The organism is Pradoshia sp. TA40_28 (genome assembly GCF_059694525.1).
In genome coordinates, this window is the sequence record NZ_JCATZO010000001.1 from 132317 (window position 1) to 154854 (window position 22538).

18 protein-coding genes are annotated in these 22538 nt (G+C 41.6%); 15 read left to right on the forward strand and 3 right to left on the reverse strand.

The features are described 5' to 3' along the window. The first annotated feature begins 189 nt into the window (after positions 1-189). Positions 190-1500, forward strand: coding sequence for an HD domain-containing protein (locus AC58NB_RS00595; protein WP_497424867.1), 1311 nt, complete (start codon positions 190-192; stop codon positions 1498-1500). A gap of 24 nt (positions 1501-1524) precedes the next feature. Continuing rightward, on the forward strand, positions 1525-2049 hold the full coding sequence (locus AC58NB_RS00600) for a YwgA family protein (protein WP_497425143.1): 525 nt from the start codon (positions 1525-1527) through the stop codon (positions 2047-2049). Positions 2050-2127: 78 nt separating this feature from the next. On the opposite strand, the gene thmT is transcribed toward AC58NB_RS00600, so the two are convergent. After that, entirely contained in the window at positions 2128-2313 is a 186-nt protein-coding gene (gene thmT, locus AC58NB_RS00605) for a 2-hydroxymuconate tautomerase (RefSeq protein WP_066109407.1), read from the reverse strand. A 150-nt stretch (positions 2314-2463) separates the two neighbouring features. On the opposite strand from thmT, the gene AC58NB_RS00610 reads away from it, so the two are divergent. Further along, positions 2464-3105, forward strand: coding sequence for a site-2 protease family protein (locus tag AC58NB_RS00610; protein WP_497425144.1), 642 nt, complete (start codon positions 2464-2466; stop codon positions 3103-3105). 20 nt (positions 3106-3125) lie between these two features. Beyond that, the gene (locus tag AC58NB_RS00615; RefSeq protein ID WP_497424868.1) at positions 3126-3635 is read left to right on the forward strand and encodes a YwhD family protein; all 510 of its coding nucleotides are present in this window, start codon (positions 3126-3128) and stop codon (positions 3633-3635) included. Positions 3636-3807: 172 nt separating this feature from the next. Here AC58NB_RS00615 and AC58NB_RS00620 read toward each other — a convergent pair whose 3' ends face one another. Then, a complete protein-coding gene (locus AC58NB_RS00620; RefSeq protein WP_497424869.1) occupies positions 3808-5895 on the reverse strand; it encodes a transglycosylase domain-containing protein in 2088 nt (695 codons plus the stop codon). Positions 5896-6109: 214 nt separating this feature from the next. On the opposite strand from AC58NB_RS00620, the gene speE reads away from it, so the two are divergent. The 4 genes from speE (at position 6110) to argS (ending at position 10134) form a co-directional block, all read left to right on the forward strand. Then, positions 6110-6937: a polyamine aminopropyltransferase gene (speE, locus tag AC58NB_RS00625; RefSeq protein ID WP_497424870.1), complete on the forward strand. Its 828-nt coding sequence runs from the start codon at positions 6110-6112 to the stop codon at positions 6935-6937. Between the two features lie 45 nt (positions 6938-6982). Beyond that, positions 6983-7864, forward strand: coding sequence for an agmatinase (gene speB / locus AC58NB_RS00630; RefSeq protein WP_497424871.1), 882 nt, complete (start codon positions 6983-6985; stop codon positions 7862-7864). A gap of 150 nt (positions 7865-8014) precedes the next feature. Further along, the gene (locus AC58NB_RS00635; protein ID WP_497424872.1) at positions 8015-8467 is read left to right on the forward strand and encodes a YwiB family protein; all 453 of its coding nucleotides are present in this window, start codon (positions 8015-8017) and stop codon (positions 8465-8467) included. Beyond that, positions 8464-10134, forward strand: coding sequence for an arginine--tRNA ligase (gene argS, locus AC58NB_RS00640; RefSeq protein ID WP_497424873.1), 1671 nt, complete (start codon positions 8464-8466; stop codon positions 10132-10134). Before AC58NB_RS00635 ends, argS begins: the two co-directional genes overlap by 4 nt. Before the next feature lie 99 nt (positions 10135-10233). Here the strand turns inward: argS and uvsE are convergent, their stop codons facing one another. Next, the gene (gene uvsE / locus AC58NB_RS00645; RefSeq protein WP_497424874.1) at positions 10234-11193 is read right to left on the reverse strand and encodes a UV DNA damage repair endonuclease UvsE; all 960 of its coding nucleotides are present in this window, start codon (positions 11191-11193) and stop codon (positions 10234-10236) included. Positions 11194-11579: 386 nt separating this feature from the next. Between uvsE and AC58NB_RS00650 the strand changes: the two genes are divergently transcribed. The 7 genes from AC58NB_RS00650 (at position 11580) to icmF (ending at position 22306) form a co-directional block, all read left to right on the forward strand. Continuing rightward, positions 11580-13691, forward strand: coding sequence for a (Fe-S)-binding protein (locus AC58NB_RS00650; RefSeq protein ID WP_497425145.1), 2112 nt, complete (start codon positions 11580-11582; stop codon positions 13689-13691). Positions 13692-13911: 220 nt separating this feature from the next. After that, positions 13912-15105: an acetyl-CoA C-acetyltransferase gene (locus AC58NB_RS00655; RefSeq protein WP_497424875.1), complete on the forward strand. Its 1194-nt coding sequence runs from the start codon at positions 13912-13914 to the stop codon at positions 15103-15105. 18 nt (positions 15106-15123) lie between these two features. Next, on the forward strand, positions 15124-15975 hold the full coding sequence (locus AC58NB_RS00660; protein ID WP_497424876.1) for a 3-hydroxybutyryl-CoA dehydrogenase: 852 nt from the start codon (positions 15124-15126) through the stop codon (positions 15973-15975). 26 nt (positions 15976-16001) lie between these two features. Then, complete coding sequence (locus AC58NB_RS00665; protein ID WP_497424877.1) at positions 16002-17141, forward strand: acyl-CoA dehydrogenase; 1140 nt, start codon at positions 16002-16004, stop codon at positions 17139-17141. Between the two features lie 19 nt (positions 17142-17160). Beyond that, positions 17161-18303, forward strand: a complete 1143-nt coding sequence (locus tag AC58NB_RS00670; protein ID WP_497424878.1) for an acyl-CoA dehydrogenase — start codon at positions 17161-17163, stop codon at positions 18301-18303. 91 nt (positions 18304-18394) lie between these two features. Continuing rightward, a complete protein-coding gene (locus tag AC58NB_RS00675; RefSeq protein ID WP_497424879.1) occupies positions 18395-19024 on the forward strand; it encodes a TetR/AcrR family transcriptional regulator in 630 nt (209 codons plus the stop codon). A 24-nt stretch (positions 19025-19048) separates the two neighbouring features. After that, positions 19049-22306: a fused isobutyryl-CoA mutase/GTPase IcmF gene (icmF, locus tag AC58NB_RS00680; RefSeq protein ID WP_497424880.1), complete on the forward strand. Its 3258-nt coding sequence runs from the start codon at positions 19049-19051 to the stop codon at positions 22304-22306. Positions 22307-22538: the final 232 nt, after the last annotated feature.

Genomic DNA, 22538 nt, shown 5'->3' on the forward strand with positions numbered 1-22538 from the left:
CACCTGTTCTACTAATCTACATCCATATTAAAGGAATCGATAAGCTGCTAAATGGCTGTTCGGATTCCTTCCAATCTCTGTTCGCATAAGAAAGGTTCCATCGCTTTCTTTTGGTGGAAAGAGATGATTATGTTATTTTAGATTAAACAAGCTATAATAGAACCATGACCGATAGGAAGAGGGAATAGAATGATAGAATATTCTCTGGAAAAAATGAATGAAGAAAAAGTATTTAAGGATCCGGTGCATCGCTATGTACATGTGAATGATCGGGTCATTTGGGATTTAATTGATACAAAGGAATTCCAGCGTTTAAGACGGATTAAACAGCTTGGAACAACTTATTTAACATTTCATGGGGCTGAACATAGCCGCTTTAGTCACTCTCTTGGAGTATATGAGATTGTGAGAAGAATTGTGGATGGGGTATTTACCAATCGACCTGAGTGGAATCCAAAAGATCGCCTCCTGTCATTATGTGCAGCTCTGCTTCATGACCTTGGACATGGTCCTTTTTCGCATGCATTCGAAAAGGTATTTGATTTAGATCATGAAGAATTCACGAGGAAGATTATTTTAGGAGATACCGAAGTAAATGCTGTTTTAAAAAAGGTAGATGTCAGCTTTCCGAAAGAAGTGGCTGAGGTGATTGCCAAAACACATGCCAATAAATTGGTTGTCAGCTTAATCTCGAGCCAGCTTGATGCAGACCGGATGGACTACTTGTTACGGGATGCTTATTTTACGGGGGTAAGCTATGGCCAGTTTGATATGGAGCGGATTCTGCGAGTGATGCGGCCAACCGAAGATCAGGTGGTTTTTAAACAAAGTGGTATGCATGCGGTAGAAGATTATATTATGAGCCGATACCAAATGTACTGGCAGGTATATTTCCATCCAGTATCTCGAAGTGCAGAAGTTATATTGACGAAAATTCTGCATCGAGCCAAAGATCTGTATAAGAAAAATTATCAATTCAAGCAGGAACCACATCATTTTTATTCTTTATTTACACAGTCCGTTACCCTTTACGATTATCTGAAATTGGACGATAGCGTTATGCTGTACTACTTTCAGTTATGGGAAGAAGAAGAGGACAGTATTTTAAGTGATTTGTGCTCCAGATACATGAACCGGAATTTATTTCAGTATGTTGAATTCCTGCCATCATCCAGTACGGAAATGAAAAAAGTAATGGAACTCACCCAATTGTTTGCGGAAGCTGGTCTTGATCCGGACTATTATTTGGTGCTTGATTCTTCGTCGGATCTTCCATATGATTTTTATCGTCCCGGAGAAGAGGGCGAAAGAATTCCAATCTATTTACTTTCTAAAAAGAAAGAGTTAAAAGAGCTTTCCAGACAATCAGATATTGTGGATGCGATTTCCGGGAAAAGGCGTACAGATCATAAACTTTATTTTCCTGCTGATGTCCTAGAGGATGAGACGAATCATAAAGAAATAAAGAAAAAAATAAAAGAATGGCTAGAGTGGGATTAATAGTTACAGGAGGAGTGAAGAATGGTGTTGAGGGAGCATACCAGAATTCTTTCAGCCATTGAGGCAGCCGGACATATAGGTGGAAGAAAAAAGCTTCAAAAAATGGTGTTTATCTCAAAAAAACTCGAATATCCTTTTCAGGAGAAATTTGAATTTCATTTTTACGGACCCTATTCAGAGGAATTAACGTTAAAGATAGAAGAACTCTGTAATTTGGGACTTTTAGCAGAAATGAAGGATAAAGAGAATGGGTATGTTCATTATGATTATTCTTTAACAGATGCAGGCAAAGAATTCCTTTCCTTATATGGCAATTATCCGGAAAACGAAGAGCTTTCTGCATGTGTTAAGGTATTGAACAATCATAATGCGCGGTTTTTAGAATTAGTGTCTACGATTTTCTATTTTGATCATTTATCAAAGGATGAAATTGTAAAGAAAATCCAGGAATTGAAAGCGAAACAGCATTATACGACAGAGGAAATAGAAGAAGCTTTTGATTATGCGGAACAGCTTATCAGAGAAAACAAACCAATGTATGCAAACTGATTGATTATTTAGCCCGGGTGTAAGAAGGGCTTTTAAAAATAAAAAGAATGGAGCATACCATATGCTCCATTCCTATCTTTATTGATCGCTGGCCCGTACACCGCCAACAGCATAATGAGATTTAGTCATCTCTTCAATGAACACGGTGATTCTTTCTTTTGGTGCTCCTGTTGTTTCAGAGACTGCTTCAGTTACTTTTTCACATAAAGCTTTTTTTTGTTCTTCAGTACGGCCCTCTAACATTTTAACGGTTACATACGGCATAGGATGTCCTCCTCATTATTTGTAAAAACAATTGATTATGATGATAGTTTTCCATAATCGTGCGTGGAAAGCAAGTGATGATGTGAGATTGAACGAGTGGACCTGAACTGATCAGTTCTTAATTAATGTTTGGAAGGGGGGACGTTTGTGATGTTTGATTTTCAGCGTATTATGGCCGATTTACCATATACACTAGTAACTCTCGCCATTGCCTTCACTGCTCATGAATTTGCCCATGCTTATATGGCTTATAAATTCGGAGACAACACGGCAAAAAATCAGGGACGGCTTACATTAAATCCACTCCGTCATATTGATCCTATTGGTGCGCTTTTTATCATCTTAGTAGGGTTTGGTTGGGCAAAACCCGTACCGGTGAACCGCTTTTTCTTTAAAAATCCTCGAATGAACAGTATTATTGTTTCCATTGTAGGACCATTAAGTAATCTTGTACTTGCTTTTCTGGGGATACTAATCATGTATGCTTTGGCTGTTTCAGGATTAATAGTCAATGTGCCTGAGTACATTTTGTATTTCTTTGATATATTTATTCCCTTAAATATCTTGTTATTTGTATTTAATTTATTGCCATTTCCTCCATTGGATGGGTATCGTATTATTGAGGAACTCGTTCCGCCTGCGGTACGTCCAAGAATGACAGAGTATGAACAGTACGGAGCACTGATTTTCCTGATCCTGGTGATCACGCCGCTCGGTAACTACACCATCGACCCAATCATCTATAATCTTGTACCGGCTATTGAGCGATTCTTAGTTTCTATATTTATTTAAAGGGAGGCTTGTACTTACCCATGAGTCAAGATAAGAAAAAACCAGCTTTTAATATTATTAAAAACGACCCTACTGATGGTCATAAGGGCTTTGGAATGGGTGCATTGAGCCTTGAGAATGTTTCGCCTGTTATCATTGATGTGGAAGCAGGAGAAGCCTTTGTTGATGTTGGCGCCATGCATGCCAGAAGTGCGATCGAGAAACGAATCAAGTTTCTACCCAATAAAGAAGAAGTACCAAATGGAAAGCCGTATTGGCTCGTATGGGTTACGATTGAACAATCGAAAGAAGGAGCCTATTATGCAGGCGTGACAGCTTGTGAAATGACAGTGGATGCCGAGATTCGCCGTGGCTATAAATCGTTGCCAGAGCATGTGAATCGTATGGACAAATCGTTAAAGAGGCATATCATTGTTGATCATATGGATGAACCTTCTAAAATCATCCTCGCTAATTTCCTTAAAAGTCATAATGAAGAGTTATGGTCTAACTCGAGAGATGAGTTAAAGGAACAATTGGGTACAAACTGATCTTTACAGGAAATGTTGAATATTGGATATTTTTACAGGATAAATTAGCATATAACTTGTCGGCTTTCTGTAAAAAAAGTACACTAAAAACAGCGTGCAAGCACGTAAAGCTAGGACACGGAAATCCCCAAACCATCGGTTTGGGGATTTTTGTGTCTACTATGTTTTTTTTTTACAATTTCCCAAAAGGCCAAACCTTTTTGTACCAGGGATCATCCGATGGATTCTTACCCTTATCTTTAGTTGGTGTTAGGTCATTTTCACTATCACGATTGGTATGATGAGGACAATACTTTGTGGGCTCTGTCCCCTTTTTATAATACGTAAGGCGTTTAACTGGGCAGGATTTGTGTGCAAGTAAACCGCTTTCTGGATCAATTTCGACAGCAACAATATTTTTTGGCTGTTTAAAGTCTTTAACAGGTTCATCCTCTAGAGCTTGCTCCATAAAGTTTGCCCATATTTCTTTGGCAGCAATTTTTTCTTGTTTGGTTTCAATTTTCTGCGAATGATCATATCCGGTCCATACACCCGTAGTGAGCTGCGGTGTATAGCCAATCATCCAGCTATCATACTCCGTCGAGCCGGACTTTCCGGCATAGGGTCTTGAAAGCTTAGGGGCAATCGAAGCTCCTGTTACAGAGGCGTAACCATTTAGTTTTTTATCAAAAATACCTGTTAACATTTGCGTCATTACATAGGCATCCTCTTGCTTTAATACAGAAGCTCGTTTTAATTTTCTTTGATAAAGAACTTCGCCGTCCCGTCCTGTAACCTTCGTGATAAAGTAAGGTCGAACTTTTTTCCCGCCGTTGGCAAATAAATTATAAGCATTTGTCATTTCCAGCGGTTTAACACCGGACGTTCCGAGAGCCAATGAGGGAACCTTGGTCATAGGAGAGCTTAATCCAAAACGCCTTCCAGCTTTCACTAGTTCCTCTTCACCAAGAAACATATGTGTTTTGACAGCAAAAATATTATCCGATACAGCCAGTGCCTGGGCCATTGTAATGGAATCATTGGCATAGCGGTTATTAAAATTATGTGGCTTATATTCACTCTTTCCTCCATTAAATGAAAAGGTGGTTACTTCACTTCTTAAAGTGGTAGAAGGCGTGAATCCTTTTTCAAGAGCTGTGTAATAAAGAATCGGCTTAATTGTCGAACCTGGCTGTCTGAGTGCCTGTGTCGCACGATTAAAAGGGCTCTTTTCATAATTGGTACCACCCACCAATGCTTTGACCATCCCATTATGGGGATTCATGGCAACTAATGCGGCTTGTAGGTCGGTTCCAGGCTGTATATTCTTCGCGATGGCCTTCTCAGCGCTTGCCTGCTGTTTGGCATTGAAGGTAGTGTATATTTTTAAGCCGCCTTGTCTAATTAGCTCCTCTTTCCCCTTTAAGACATGGTGTAATTCCTGATTGACGGCATCGAGAAAATACGGGGCTTCCTGTTTTTCCTCTGTTTCCAATGAACCGTAAACCGTCAAATGATCTGCAGATGCCAGGGTTTCTTTCACTTGTTTAGCACTGAGTTTGTTCATATCCTTTAGCGACCTAAGGACAATAGACTGTCGTTCCTTTGCCTCTTTTTTCGAGATAAGTGGCGAATAGATACCCGGGCCCTTTGGAATACCAGCGAGCAAGCTTGCTTCAGCTAAGGTCAAATCTTTGGCATCCTTGTGGAAGTAAAAATGACTCGCAGCCTGTATGCCATACATCCCGTGTCCGTAATAAATGGTATTTAAATATCCTTCGAGAATTTCATCTTTGCTGAAATGATCTTCGATTCGCAGAGTGTAGAGAGCCTCTTTAGCTTTGCGTGCCCAAGTTTTCTCAGAGCTAAGGAAAAGATTTTTAGCGTATTGTTGAGTAATTGTACTCGCTCCCTGGACCTTGGCCATCGCAATCGTGTCTGAGACAATTGCTCCTACTATTCTTTTTGTATCGAATCCATTATGATCGTAAAAATTCCGATCCTCAACGGCTAGAGTGGATTGGATTAAATAAGGTGAGATCTCGCCGAGAGGGACCCAATACCGCCTTACGGATCCGTGGCTTTCCGTAAATGTACTCAAATCATCTGCTAAATATTGAGTGGTTTGCGGTACAGATACAGCTGGTGGTCCGGCAAGTTTTACGATAAGCAAGACGGTACCGAACCCTACCAATGTAAGGATGGCAATCAGCGACACAGTAAATATAAAGGCACGCTTGTAGGCAAGTAATTTCCTTCTTCTAAGTCTGCTTGGAGACACATGTCTTCCCCCTGATCTGTTGTGAAATTATTCCTTACCAATAGTATGAAAATAAACCATCATTTTTAAACGTATAAAGGATAGAGAGGTAATAAAATTGGAAATATGGGAAAATCTTTACTTTTTTAGTAGGATGCACTATACTCTTTTAAGTTTAATAGATAGTAGATAGATGATTGAGCCGCTGATATTGAAACAAGAAAAGAGGTTCTACATGGGTATTTGGTTTACGGAAAAACAAACGGATCATTTTGGAATCACCATAAAAATAAACCGCACCTTGCATACGGAACAAACCGATTTTCAAAAGCTGGATATAGTTGAAACAGAAGAATGGGGCAAGATGCTCATGCTGGATGATATGGTCATGACAACCGTAAAGGATGAATTTGTCTATCACGAAATGGCAACCCATGTACCATTGCATACACATCCAAGCCCGGAGCATGTCCTTGTCGTAGGCGGCGGTGACGGTGGTGTAATCCGCGAAGTGTTAAAACATGAGAGTGTAAAAAAAGCTACTTTAGTAGAAATTGATGGCAAAGTCATTGAATACTCCAAACAGTACTTACCGGAAATTGCCGATTATCTTGAGGATTCAAGAGTTGATGTGCTGGTGGATGATGGATTTATGCATATTGCCAAAAGTAAAAATAAATATGATGTCATTATTGTAGACTCTACCGAGCCGGTTGGACCGGCAGTAAATTTATTTACAAAGGGTTTTTATGCAGGTATCCACAACGCACTGAAGGATGAGGGAATCTTTGTTGCGCAAACGGATAATCCCTGGTTTAAAGCCGAATTAATACGGAATGTCTTTAAAGATGTAAAAGAGATTTTTCCGATTGCCAGGTTATATACAGCCAATATCCCAACGTACCCAAGCGGGTTATGGACCTTTACGATTGGGTCAAAAAAGCATCATCCTCTCCAAATTAGCGATGAGAGATTTGCTGAAATAAATACAAAATATTACACAAAAGAGCTTCATAAAGCGGCTTTTGTGCTGCCAAAATTTGTTGAAGACCTTTTAAAATAGCTAATTAATAAATTGATAAATGAGTACGGAAAAGGAGTGCAGAGGATGAGATTTGAAGAAGCTTATTCTGGTAATGTTTTTATAGGAAGTCATCCTGATTTTAAAGAATCAGAAGCAGTTTTATACGGTATGCCAATGGATTGGACGGTTAGTTTTCGCCCAGGGTCTCGTTTTGGCCCAGCCCGTATTCGTGAAGTATCCCTTGGATTAGAAGAATATAGCCCCTATATTGACCGGCATTTGGAGGATGTAAAATTTTTTGATGCGGGAGATATTCCACTTCCATTTGGAAATCCACAAAGAAGCATCGATATGATTGAAGAGTACATTGAAACTCTGTTAGCGGAAGAGAAATTTCCACTTGGCATGGGCGGCGAGCATCTTGTCACATGGCCGATCATTAAGGCGTTTCACAGAAAATATGAAGATCTCGCAATTATTCATTTTGATGCTCATGCCGATTTGAGAGAAGAGTATGAGGGCGAGCCGCTGTCCCATTCTACGCCGATTCGTAAGATTTGTAATTTAATTGGTGCAGAGAATGTCTATTCATTCGGCATTCGTTCGGGTATGAGGGAAGAATTCGAATTTGCGAAGACTTCCGGTATGCATATGTATAAATTCGATGTCGCTGCACCATTAAAAGAAGTACTGCCTACCCTGGCCGGACGGAATGTCTATGTAACGATCGACATAGATGTGCTGGATCCTGCCCATGCACCGGGGACGGGTACAGCTGAAGCAGGCGGCATTACATCCAAAGAAATGCTTGAAGCGTTAACAGCGATATCGAATTCCGGTGTTAAGGTCGTAGGAGCGGATATTGTGGAAGTGGCTCCTGCTTACGATTCATCGGAACAAACCCAAATTGCTGCAGCCAAATTTATACGAGAAATGCTATTAGGCTGGGTAAATAAAAAGGGATAACTGAATAAAACGAGCAATCCCCTGTCTATGATAGTAGAGCCGGGGATTTTTTTTTAGAAAAAAAGATTCAGACAAGTTGCCATAGGGTTTTTCTTTCCCTTATACTTGTATGATTGAGTAAAATAATTAATTCCAGGGGGAATTTATTAAATGACCGAGGAAAAAAGTAACGCACCCATAGAGGTCATGGTTCGATTGAAGACACATATTCAATATGTGGACGATGAAGAGAATATTGAACTAATTACATTTGGTACACTGCACCATATGCCAAATGCAACATATATCCGCTATATTGAACACGTTGAGAATAACGGAGAAATAAACACAACCGTTAAATATGACGGGAAAGAAATGTTAATTATTAGAAGTGGTGCGGTTAAAATGAGGCAACTTTACAAAATTGGCACAGAAACTAGAGGCTCATATGAGAGCATTCATGGTACACTGGATTTAACGACACGTACCAATAAGCTTGAGCATACCGTCCATCCAGAAACGAAAGAGGAGACATTCCATGTTTCCTATAATCTGTTTTTACAACAAGAGAATGTAGGCACCTACTCACTTACATTGACGGTCAAGGAGGAAAAGACAAGATGAACATCGTAACAGAGATTCAGGATCAGATTAAAGAAGAGATTAAGCAAGCTGTGATCAAGGCTGGTTTAGCAGATGAAACAGCGATTCCAAGTGTTATTCTTGAATTGCCAAAGGATAAAACACATGGGGATTATTCCACTAATATGGCTATGCAGCTTACGCGTATAGCTAAAAAGGCACCTCGTGCGATTGCGGAAGATATCATTAATCATTTCGATACATCAAAAGCATCAATTGAGAAAATTGAAATCGCCGGTCCTGGATTTATCAATTTTTATTTAAACAATGGATACTTAACAAAACTGATTCCAACGATATTAGAAGCAGGCGAAGCGTATGGAGAATCCAATGTAGGCGGAGGAGAAAAAATTCAGGTTGAGTTTGTCTCTGCAAATCCAACTGGAGACCTTCACTTAGGACATGCTCGCGGAGCAGCCGTTGGGGATTCTTTATCCAATATTCTTGATAAAGCAGGCTGGGATGTATCCCGTGAATACTATATCAATGATGCCGGTAACCAAATTAATAATTTAGCCTATTCCGTGGAAGCACGATATTTGCAGGCGCTTGGAATGGAAAAAGAAATGCCGGAAGATGGCTATCATGGCGAGGATATTATCAATATCGGTAAACGCCTGGCTGAAGAATTCGGTGATAAATATGTAAATGCTGATGAAGAAGAGCGGTTTAATTTCTTCCGTGCGTACGGATTAAAGTATGAAATGGAAAAACTGAAAAAGGATCTTGAAAGCTTCCGTGTACCATTTGATGTATGGTTCTCCGAAACATCTCTCTACGAGGATGGCAAAATTATGCCTGCATTGGAGTTGTTAAGGGAGAAAGGCTTTATCTATGAAAAAGATGGCGCTACTTGGTTCAAATCAACTGAATTTGGTGATGATAAAGACCGTGTTTTAATCAAGAATGATGGTTCATACACGTATCTTCTTCCAGACATCGCGTACCATAAAAATAAGCTGGAACGCGGATTTGATAAATTAATCAATATTTGGGGAGCAGACCATCACGGATACATTCCTCGTATGCAAGCAGCGATTCAGGCAATGGGTCACGGTAAGGATACGTTGGAAGTAGAAATCATCCAGCTTGTTCACCTGTTTAAAAACGGGGAAAAAATGAAAATGTCCAAGCGTACTGGAAAAGCTGTTACAATGAGAGACTTGATGGAAGAAGTAGGATTAGATTCCGTTCGTTATTTCTTTGCAATGAGAAGTGCGGATACACATATGGACTTTGACCTTGACCTGGCAGTATCTCAATCTAATGACAACCCAGTATATTATGCTCAATATGCACATGCCCGTATTTGTAGCATCCTTCGTCAGGGAGCTGAGATCGGCATTACATTAGAAGGGGAAGTTGATTACAGCAGATTAGGTTCTGAGAAAGAAATTGACCTTCTTAAAAAGCTTGGTGAATTCCCGCAAGCAGTTGCAGAAGCAGCCCAAAAACGTATGCCGCATCGGATTACGAATTATATCTTTGATTTGGCATCTACATTCCACAGCTTCTACAATGCGGATAAAGTATTAGATCAAGATCAACCTGAAAGAAGTAAAGCAAGACTTGCTCTTGTTCAGGCAGCAAAAATTACATTGGCAAATGCATTAAAACTTATTGGTGTATCTGCTCCGGAAAAAATGTAATTCAAGAAATAAATGAACATCAGCCCGCACCCCAAGTGGTGTGGGCTTTTTCTATGGCTGTGAAGCCTTTCGGTGTTTGGGAGGGTCAGGTTGATGTAGTCATTTAATTCTAATACTGCCGCCGCTTATTCGATTGATCCCCCGCAAGGAAGCCAAGTCTTCAATCAGCTTCATCATCGCGATATCTTTATTTTTAGCCTCAATGATGAAATCAATTTCAGGAATTCCCGTGGATTTTAGCATATGGATGAATGGCATGATAAAATCAACGTCCACATTTGCCGCATGTGCTCTGATTTCCTTTTCCGATCTGGGTGAAGAAATATGGATCTTTGGCTTCCAGCCCCTTGATTCCCATGTCTGAAGAATGCGTGGCAATAATTCTTCCAGTTCTATAATGGAAGGATTGGCGATGTGGTGATGATAATCAAATAAAAGCGGGATATCTTCATGTTCACAAACTTGAAGTGTCTCTTCGGTTGTATAGGTCTTATCATCATTCTCGAGCGTCATCCGCTGTTTGATGGCTTCGGGAATTTTACGGCTGTTGGCATAAAATCTTTGAATAGCTGACTGTTTATCTCCGTAGGACCCTCCAATATGGATATTTATGAGCGCTTGCTCCGGCATCCCCATCGACTCCAGCATTTTAAAATGGTACACCATATCTTCAACAGCTTTATCCGTCACATCATGGTTGGGAGAGGTAAATAAGGTAAAGGCATTTGGATGAAAACTGACACGTAAGTTGTGTTTATATACCAATTCGCCAATCTCTGCCCAATCATTTTTAAACGGTGTAATAAAGTCCCATCTTACATCCGGATGAGTCGCGAGGGGGACAATCGAGCTCGAGAAGCGATAGATCGGTATTTCATGAGCAATATTGTAATGAAGAATTCGTTTGGTTGTTTCAATATTTTGTTTGGTGATCGTGAGTAATCGGTCGATTTGCTCCGCTTGAGATAATTCGTTCCAACGCGTATAGGTAATCGTTTTTGAAGGAGTGGATTTCCAAAGATTTAGTGCAGTAGAGACGTACCCAAAACGAATATCCATAATTAATAGTCTTTCCTTTCCAGGTGGTAGAGTAACCGCCGTTTACAGTGTAATAGGGCGAGGGTGAGCTTCCAAATCGCCTGATAATTTTCAGGTTCTGTATTTATGTTTGAATTAGGCCCTAAACATCCTTAAAAATAGAAAAATCCTCAACTTAGTATGACTCCAGATGTCAAAAAAAATCTCAGATTGTTCACTCGGAAAACAGACTCTAATTACCATGTTTTAATAATTAATCTAAAATTTGTAAGTTAACAATTGACTGAATAGTCATTCATTATATAAAATAAAACTATACTATATTGGTTAACGTTTCCTGAGTTGATGTTGGACATAGTTTTTAAATAATGCTTTCGGTAGCAAAAGGGGCGAAAATGGGGATGGAGATGAATAGTCTTTTATGGATTAACTTAATTGCGGCCATACTTGTAACCGCTTACGCAGGATGGCTGTTCGCGTATCTGATCAGAACAAGGATCGCTTATATTAAACTCGGTAAGAAAACAGAGTTTGATAATGACGTGAAAAAGAGGCTCGAAAAGATTTGGGTGTTTGTATTTGGGCAGAAAAAACTACTAAAGGATAAGAAAAGCGGAACGATGCATGTCCTCTTCTTTTACGGATTTATTCTCGTTCAATTTGGAGCGATTGATCTAATCTGGAAGGGGATCAAACCGGGATCACATTTACCACTTGGTCCCATTTATCCGTTTTTCACCTTCTTCCAGGAGATTGTTGTCCTCATGGTATTGGTGGCTGTTGTTTGGGCATTTTATCGCCGTTATATCGAGAAGCTTGTCCGGCTTAAAAGGGGATTTAAATCCGGGCTTGTCCTAATCTTTATTGGGGGATTGATGCTCGCGACACTTGTGGCAAACGGAGCGGCGATGATTTGGCACGGCGGAGAGCTTCATTGGTCTGAGCCAATTGCTTCCACAATTGCTATGGCGCTTGGCTGGATGAATGAGTCAGCTGCCATAACCGTATTTTATATTGCCTGGTGGATTCACTTACTATTCATTTTGACGTTTTTAGTGTATATTCCACAATCAAAACATGCGCATTTAATTGCAGGACCTGCCAATGTTTATCTACACAGATTGACTCCGCCAAAGTTAAAGAAAATTGATTTTGAGGATGAGTCACAAGAGACATTTGGAGTAGGGAAGATCCAGGACTTTACGGATCTGCAGCTAGTTGATTTATACGCTTGTGTAGAATGTGGCCGTTGTACCAATATGTGTCCAGCAACCGGTACAGGAAAAATTCTCTCTCCAATGGATGTCCTCTTAAAGATGCGGGACCATTTAACATTCACTGGAGCAGCAGTCACAAGACAAGAGCCTTGGGTACCATCCTTTGTATTCAACAATACGAAGGGAAATCAAATTGCTCTGGCTGCACAGGGTGCAGGCGCTGCGGAAACGGCAGCAGCTACAGAGATGTACAACCCAGCCCTCGTTGGAGAGGTAATCACAGAGGAAGAGCTTTGGGCGTGCACCACATGCCGTAACTGTGAGGATCAATGTCCGGTTATGAATGAACATGTTGGGGCCATTATCGATATGCGCAGATATCTTGTATTAACGGAAGGAAAAGTACCGGCTGATGCACAACGTGCCATGCAGAATATCGAGCGTCAGGGTAATCCTTGGGGATTAAACCGGAAAGAGCGTGAAAATTGGCGTGAGGCACGCGAGGATGTAGTAGTGCCGACCGTGAAGGAATTGAAAAAAACGGGTGAAGAATTTGAATACCTACTCTGGGTTGGTTCCATGGGATCCTATGATAATCGCTCACAAAAAATCGCCTTATCATTTGCCAAGCTTTTAAATGAAGCAGGAGTTAAGTTTGCCATTCTTGGTAATAAGGAGAAAAATTCGGGAGATACACCGCGCCGACTTGGCAACGAATTCCTGTTCCAGGAGCTGGCTACAAAAAATATCGAGGAATTTGAGAAAAATGAGGTCAAAAAAATTGTTACGATTGACCCGCATGCATTCAATATCTTTAAGAATGAATATCCAGACTTTGGATTAGAGGCAGAGGTTTATCACCATACACAAGTTCTGGCTGATCTAGTGAAGGATGGAAGATTAAAACCGGTTCATGCGGTAAATGAAAAAATTACGTTCCATGATTCCTGCTACCTTGGAAGATATAATGATGTATACGATGCACCACGGGATATTTTAAAGGCAATTCCAGGAGCAACATTCGTAGAGATTGAAAGAAATCGCGAAAATGGAATGTGCTGTGGAGCGGGCGGAGGATTAATGTGGATGGAAGAAGAAACCGGTCACCGCATCAATGTAGCCCGTACGGAGCAGGCGTTAGAAGTCAACCCAACGGTTATCAGCTCAGGTTGTCCATATTGCTTAACGATGCTAAGTGATGGTACAAAGGCGAAGGAAGTAGAAGAAGAAGTTAAAACATACGATGTAGCAGAGCTGCTGGAAAAAGCGGTTTTTGGGGAAGATAGGGAGCTAGCATCTTAATTTTCACCGATATATGAAGGGGTTCATATAGGATTAAGTCAGAAACGGAAAATTACACGATTATTTGTTTTCGAAATATTGTGTAAATATTTCCGTTTCTTTTGTTTTTACAGTAAAATACAAATATACCAAATTAAAGCGCTTACAAAATTCCTGTCAACGACGAACGAGCGTTCAGTCAATTGAGCAAAGTATCAAATATATGACCGGAGGGGAAACGATGGGGAAAACAATAATTATTGATGGAGCAAGGACGCCTTTTGGAAAGTTTGGGGGAGGATTAAGCAGTTTAACAGCTTCAGAGCTGGGTGGAATTGCTATAAAAGAAGCGATAGAGCGTGCAGGTGTTAAAGGGGAAGATGTGGACGAAGTCATTATGGGCTGCGTTTTGCAGGGAGGCCAGGGACAGATTGTTTCAAGGCAGGCATCAAGAAATGCCGGGCTGCCATGGTCTGTAAAGACGGAGACGGTTAACAAAGTCTGTGCTTCTGGCTTGCGAAGCGTTACGCTCGCGGACCAGATCATTCGTCTTGGTGAAGAAGATGTTATCGTGGCGGGCGGAATGGAATCAATGAGCAATGCCCCGTATATTCTTCCGAAAGCGAGATGGGGAGCGCGTATGGGAGATACACCATTGGTCGATATGATGGTTCATGATGGTCTTACATGCAGCTTTACCGGAGCACATATGGGTTCTTACGGAAACAGCACAGCGACTGATCTGGAATTATCAAGGGATGATCAGGATAACTGGGCCTATCATAGTCATCAAAAAGCGATTCAGGCTATAGAGTCCGGGCGTATGCAGCAAGAGATTGTTCCAGTAACAGTTAAGCAGCGCAAAGGCGACCCTATTGTAGTGGAGATTGATGAAGCTCCGCGAAAAGATACGACATTGGAGAAGTTGAGTTCTCTGAAACCGGCATTTGATCGAGATGGAACCATAACGGCTGGTAATGCACCAGGTATTAACGACGGGGCAGGGGCGCTTGTTTTAATGAGTGAGGAAAAAGCAGTCAGTGAAGGGTACCGCATAGGCGCCACGATTATCGGGCATGCCGAGATTGCTGTTGAAGCAAAGGATTTCCCTAAAACTCCAGGTTTAGTCATTAATAAATTGCTTAAGAAAACAGGAAAATCGCTCCATGAGATCGATTTATTTGAAGTGAATGAAGCATTTGCAGCGGTGGCACTGGCCAGTGGCAAACTTGCCAATCTGGATGCTGAAAAAGTAAATGTAAATGGCGGAGCAGTTGCACTTGGACACCCAATTGGGGCCAGTGGAGCACGAATCATTCTTACCCTTATGTATGAACTGAAAAGACGTGGCGGTGGTATTGGGATTGCTTCTATCTGCAGCGGTGGAGGACAGGGCGATGCCATTATGATTGAAGTACCAAAAGCAACAGAATAAGAACTGGGGGGATGAGGGATGGAGATTAAAAAAATAATGATCATCGGTGCCGGGCAGATGGGTTCCGGAATTGCCCAAGTTTGTGCGACAGCCGGATTTGATGTATTTCTTCATGACTTAAATGAGGAATATGTAAAAAAGGGCATAGGTACTATTAAAAATAATTTAGTAAGGCAAGTGGAAAAAGGGCGAATGGAAGAAGAGAAGATGGTTGAGATTCTGGATAAATTCACCCCCTCTACTGATTTGAATAACGCAGGTCTAGTGGATTTGGTGATTGAAGCGGCCACCGAGAATATGGGTATCAAAAAGCAGCTTTTCAAGGAGCTTGATGAGAGAGCGCCGGAACATGCCATTCTTGCTACGAACACCTCCTCCTTACCGATTACGGAGATTGCAGCAGCTACAGAGCGCCCTGAACGGGTTATTGGGATGCACTTTATGAATCCTGTACCGGTCATGAAACTGGTCGAGATCATTCGTGGGCTCGCTACCTCAGATGATGTGTATCAAACGATTGAGAAGACCGCGAGTGTGCTAGGGAAAACTCCAGTGGAGGTAAATGATTTCCCGGGGTTTGTTTCAAACCGTGTCCTTATGCCAATGATCAATGAGGCCATTTTCACTTTGTTTGAAGGGGTTGCTACGAAGGAAGCCATTGATGAAGTGATGAAACTCGGGATGAATCACCCAATGGGTCCGCTGCAGCTCGCAGATTTTATCGGCCTTGATACCTGTTTATACATTATGGAAACCTTACAGGAAGGTCTTGGAGATGATAAATACCGGCCATGTCCGCTCTTGCGTAAGTATGTGAAAGCTGGATGGCTCGGTAAGAAATCGGGAAGAGGTTTTTACCAATACAACTAAGTTTTATCTAAAAGGGGGCTGCCTGCATGGAATTTAGACTGACGGATGAGCAGCAGATGATGAGAAAAATGGTTCGCGAATTTGCCATCAAGGAAATTGAGCCATTTGTGCCAAAGATGGAAGCTGGAATCTTTCCAAGGGAGATTGTTTCCAAAATGGCGGAGCTTGGATTGATGGGTATCCCTATCCCCGAGGAATACGGCGGAGCCGGGATGGATTTTATCTCCTATATTACAGCGATTCATGAAATTTCAAAAATAAGTCCAACAGTCGGTGTCATTTTATCTGTCCATACATCTGTTGGAACCTATCCAATTTTGCATTATGGCAATGAGAAGCAAAGAAAAGCCTATATCCCTAAGCTTGCAAGCGGCGAATACTTGGGAGCCTTCTGTTTAACAGAACCAAGTGCCGGATCGGATGCAGGCTCCTTGAAATCAAGAGCAATAAAAAAGAATAGTGACTACATCATCAATGGTTCCAAAGTATTCGTGACCAATGGGGGAGAAGCGGATGTTTATATTGTTTTTGCCTCCACGGATCCTACCAAAGGGAGCAAGGGAATCAGCGCCTTTATTGTAGACAAAGATACACCCGGCTTGGTCTTTGGTAAGGATGAAAACAAAATGGGACTGCATGGGTCGAGAACAGTTCAGCTCACCTTTGAGGATATGAGGGTCCCAGAAGAAAATCTACTTGGAGAAGAAGGACAGGGACTGGGTATCGCGCTGAACAATCTAAATACAGGTCGGATCGGAATTGCTGCACAGGCACTCGGAATTGCGGAAGGGGCCCTTCAGCATGCTGTCCAATATGCGAAGGCACGTATCCAATTTGGGAGACCCATTTCTGATCAACAAGGGATTGGTTTTAAGCTTGCCGACATGGGGACGATGATTGAGGCATCCAAGTTACTGGTCTACCAGGCGGCTGCATTAAAGAGCGGAGGCCAGCCATGCACAAAAGAAGCTTCTATGGCAAAGCTGTTTACCACGCGTGCGGCAGTTGAAGTAACAACAGAAGCCATACAGATTTTTGGAGGGTATGGCTATACCAAGGATTATCCGGTAGAACGCTATTTCAGGGATGCGAAAGTCACAGAAATATATGAAGGTACAAGTGAAATCCAGAGAATAGTGATTAGTAAACAATTAATAGGTAGATAGATTAGGGGGAAAGATAAGAATGAACTTTAAATTATCAGAAGAACATGAAATGATTCGAAAAATGGTTAGGGATTTTGCACGGAATGAAGTGGCGCCAACTGCAGCTGAACGCGATGAGGAAGAACGTTTTGACAGGGAAATATTCAATAAAATGGCGGAGCTTGGACTTACGGGGATTCCTTGGCCTGAGGAATACGGGGGTATTGGCAGTGATTACGTAGCATACTGTATTGCTATTGAAGAGCTCTCTCGTGTATGTGCGTCAACAGGTGTAACCTTGTCCGCCCATACATCGTTAGCGGGCTGGCCTATTTTTAAATTTGGCAATGAAGAACAAAAACAAAAATATCTGAGGCCAATGGCACAGGGAGAGAAAATTGGGGCATATGGCTTAACAGAGCCTGGGTCCGGATCGGATTCGGGAGCGATGAAAACAACGGCCCGTTTTGAAGGTGATCACTATATTTTGAACGGCTCTAAAATATTCATTACCAATGGAGGCGTAGCGGATACATATGTTGTTTTTGCTTTGACCGACCCATCTGCAAAGCATAAGGGTACAAGTGCGTTCATTGTAGAAAAGGATTTCCCTGGCTTTAGTGTCGGAAAGAAAGAAAAGAAGCTGGGGATTCGTTCCTCTCCAACAACCGAAATTATCTTTGAAGAGTGTAAAGTACCAAAAGAAAATTTATTGGGCGAAGAAGGAGAAGGGTTTAAGATTGCCATGATGACCCTGGATGGCGGACGTAATGGAATTGCGGCACAGGCTGTCGGCATTGCTCAGGGGGCGTTAGATGCAGCAGTGGGTTATGCGAAGGAACGGGTCCAATTCGGCAAACCGATTTCCGCCCAGCAGGGAGTGGGCTTCAAGCTTGCCGATATGGCAACAAGTATTGAGGCTTCAAGATTATTAACCTATCAGGCGGCCTGGCTCGAATCTGAAGGACTTCCCTATGGAAAAGAGTCAGCCATGTCCAAATTATTTGCCGGGGATACGGCGATGAAGGTGACTACTGAAGCGGTACAGGTATTTGGTGGATATGGATATACAAAGGATTATCCGGTGGAACGATTTATGCGTGATGCCAAGATCACACAAATTTACGAAGGAACACAGGAAATACAAAGAATGGTCATCTCCAGGATGCTAACTAAAAATTAGTTTTTGATTTTCATAGAGTTCTTCCCGGTATTTCAAGCCGGGAAGAACGGTTTGTTAAGAGAGATATTGAGCGATTAGGGTGGGTGAAAGGGTGAAACGGATAGAGGTCCATGCCTCGGTAAAGGATGAGAGGCTGGTGAAAAGACGCCGGGATGAGATGATTAAAGGGGCGGTCTCCTTATTCATAGAGAAGGGCTATCACCGGACAACGACCAGGGAAATTGCAAAAGCAGCCGGATTCAGTATTGGAACACTCTATGAATACATTAGATCGAAGGATGATATTTTGTATCTGGTTTGTGACAATATTTACGATGAGGTGAAGAATCGTCTTCGAAAAGCGCTTGAAGAGAGTGAAGGAACGTTTTCCGGTTTGCGGTTAGGAATCGCCTATTACTTTAAAATCTGTGACGAAATGCAGAATGAAGTACTGGTCATGTATCAAGAAGCCAAATCCTTGAGTAAGGCAGCATTGCCTTATGTTTTAAATAAAGAAAATGAGATGGCTGATATGTTTGAGGAACTTATTCAGGCATGCGTTCAGCATGAGGAAATCGAATTAAGTCCAAAACAAATTCACTTGCTTGCCCATAACATTATCGTCCATGGGCAAATGTGGGCATTTAGACGATGGACACTAAGAAAGAGCTATACAATCGATCAATATATTGAGATGCAAACGCAGCTTCTTTTAAGCGGATTAGCCACTGGGGAAAACTGATATGCAAAGGGGAATGAGGAGAAGATGAATAAAGGATACAAACCAAAACACCCTATACGTTTAGTGACGGCTTCCAGTTTATTTGACGGACATGATGTTAGTGTCAATATTATGAGAAGAATTCTTCAGGCAAAAGGAGCGGAGGTCATCCACCTGGGTCATAATCGGTCTGTGGAAGAGATCGTCAATGCTGCAATTCAGGAGGATGTACAGGGAATAGCTGTTTCTTCCTATCAGGGAGGCCATGTGGAATTCTTTAAGTATATGTATGACTTGCTGAAGGAAAGAGGAGCCGGCCATATTCGGATTTATGGGGGCGGGGGCGGAGTGATTATCCCTCGAGAAATAAAAGAACTGCATGAATATGGGATTGCAAAAATTTTTTCACCGGATGACGGAAGAGAAATGGGCCTTGAAGGGATGATGGAGCTGGTCATGCGTGAATGTGATTATCCATTGCCTCCGCTTTTGGAAGGTAAGGAGGCAAAGCTTTCTGTATCGGAGCCATTATCGGTGGCGCGCGCCATTACGATAGCAGAAAACGGATTAATGGCTGGTCAGGAAGCCGCTGCTTTGGCAGATGAACTCCAGAATGTGAAGGATAAACAAAATAACAGAATTCCAGTAATAGGCATAACAGGTACTGGAGGCGCAGGGAAAAGTTCGCTGACGGATGAACTAATCCGCCGTTTTATAAATGAAATTCCTAAGGAGAATATAGCGATTCTTTCGATAGATCCAACCAAGCAAAAAACAGGCGGAGCTCTACTTGGAGATAGAATTAGAATGAATGCTATTTTTCACCCGCGTGTGTATATGAGGAGTTTGGCGACACGGAACTCACGCTCTGAGCTGTCCGATTCTATTCAGGATGCTGTTGCTGTCGTAAAAGCAGCAGGATTTGATGCTATCATTATTGAAACAAGCGGAATTGGCCAAGGGGATGCAGCGATAACAGAAATATGTGATCTTTCATTGTATGTCATGACGAGTGAATTTGGAGCACCTTCACAGCTTGAAAAGATTGATATGATTGATTTTGCGGATTTGATCGTCATTAATAAATTTGAAAGAAAAGGGTCAGAGGATGCCCTGCGCCAGGTACAAAAACAATATCAGCGCAGCCGAAACTTATTTGATAAAGATCCGGCTGATATGCCAGTGTATGGTACGATTGCGAGTCAGTTTAATGATGTGGGTACAAATACATTATTTGCTGCATTGCTTGAAATCATTGAGCAGAAAACCGGCAAGCCATACAAAAGCCGATTTAATACATCTATGCGTACGGAAAAGCAAAATGTCATTATCCCTCCTGACCGTCAATATTACTTACGGGAAATTGCAGAAACAGTAAAGAACTATCACGCAGTCTCTCTTGAACAACAACAGATTGCAAGGAGATTATTCCAAATAGAAGGCACCATACAGGCATGGGAGGAAAAGGGTTATTCAGCAGATGGAACAGAGACACTACTTGAGCTCCAAAAGGAATACCGTCAAAATCTGACCAATGAATCAAGGTCCGTTATTGAGGGCTGGAACAATCAGAAGGAAATGTATTCACAAACTGAACTGATTACGAAAGTACGAAACAAGGAAATAAAAACGGAATTGAAGACTACTACATTAAGTGGTCTGGCCATACCGAAAGTAGCTTTGCCTAAATTTCAGGATTATGGGGAAATTCTTCGCTGGGTTCAGAAAGAAAATGTTCCGGGTAAATTTCCGTTTACAGCAGGTGTCTTTCCGTTTAAAAGGCAAGAGGAGGATCCGAAGCGCCAATTTGCAGGAGAGGGCTCACCGGAGCGAACAAATCGCCGTTTTCATTACCTATCGAAGGATGATACGGCAAAACGGCTCAGTACAGCTTTTGATTCAGTCACCCTGTACGGAGAGGATCCGCACATACGCCCTGATATTTATGGAAAAGTCGGCGAAAGTGGTGTAAGTGTCTGTACTCTCGATGATATGAAAAAACTCTATGATGGGTTTGATTTATGTTCACCAAGTACATCCGTCTCCATGACGATAAATGGCCCGGCTCCTATTATTCTTGCTATGTTTATGAATACGGCCATTGATCAACAAATAGAGAAAAGGCAAGTGGAGCTCGGCAGAAGTCTCGAGCCCCTAGAAATCGAAACCGTAAAAAAAGAGACTCTGCAGATTGTCAGAGGGACCGTTCAGGCGGATATTTTAAAGGAAGATCAAGGACAAAATACATGCATTTTTTCTACTGAGTTTGCATTGAAAATGATGGGCGACATCCAAGAATATTTTGTGAAGAACCAGGTGAGAAATTACTATTCTGTCTCCATATCCGGGTATCATATTGCTGAAGCAGGCGCAAATCCTATTTCACAACTGGCTTTCACTCTATCGAATGGTTTTACGTATGTAGAATATTATTTAAGCAGAGGCATGGATATAGATTCATTTGCTCCTAATCTATCATTCTTTTTCTCAAATGGGCTGGACCCCGAATATACCGTGCTAGGACGTGTAGCAAGGCGGATATGGGCAATCGTCATGAGAGACAAATATGGTGCAAATGAACGAAGCCAAAAGCTGAAATATCATATCCAGACATCAGGGCGTTCCCTGCATGCTCAGGAAATTGACTTCAATGATATTCGTACGACTCTGCAAGCCTTGCTCGCTTTACAGGATAATTGTAATTCCCTGCATACGAACGCCTATGATGAGGCAATCACAACACCGACGGAAGAATCCGTCCGCCGGGCAATGGCCATACAAATGATTGTGACGAAAGAATTCGGTTGGATGAAAAATGAAAACTCACTTCAAGGATCCTTCATTGTAGAAGAATTAACGGATTTAGTAGAAGAAGCTGTCTTGCAGGAATTTGAGAGAATTAACGACAGAGGCGGCGTCCTCGGTGCGATGGAAATGCAGTACCAACGAGGAAAGATCCAGGATGAATCTCTAGTTTATGAAATAAAGAAACACTCGGGAGAGCTTCCGATTATAGGTGTAAACACCTATTTAAATCCAAATCCGCCAAGTGAAGAGGAAGTAAACAATATGGAATTAGCCCGTGCAACAAAAGAAGAGAAGGATTTACAAATTACAAAATTACAGACATTTAAGAATCAGAATGAGGTGGCTGCAGAAATAGCACTCACTCAACTTAAAGAGGCTGCTATTCACGGGGATAATATATTTGAACAGCTGATGGAAACGGTTAAAACAGCCAGCCTTGGCCAAATCACACATGCCTTATATGAGGTTGGAGGACAATATCGCAGAAATATGTAAAGATTGTAAGGTGATATAGGAGTATGGGCTTAAATGACGGTCTGTACTCCCCTTTTTTTAGAGAAAGCTGAAGTTTTAGTTTGCTCCATATTTGTGCGAAAGGTAGTAAACACTCACAGGCAGTTGTATGATACGATAAAAAAGTAACACATTTTATTATAAGATACATAAAAGCAGGTTATAATGGAGAAATAGAAGAATGTAGAAAAAGGGTCGAATGAAACTACCCATT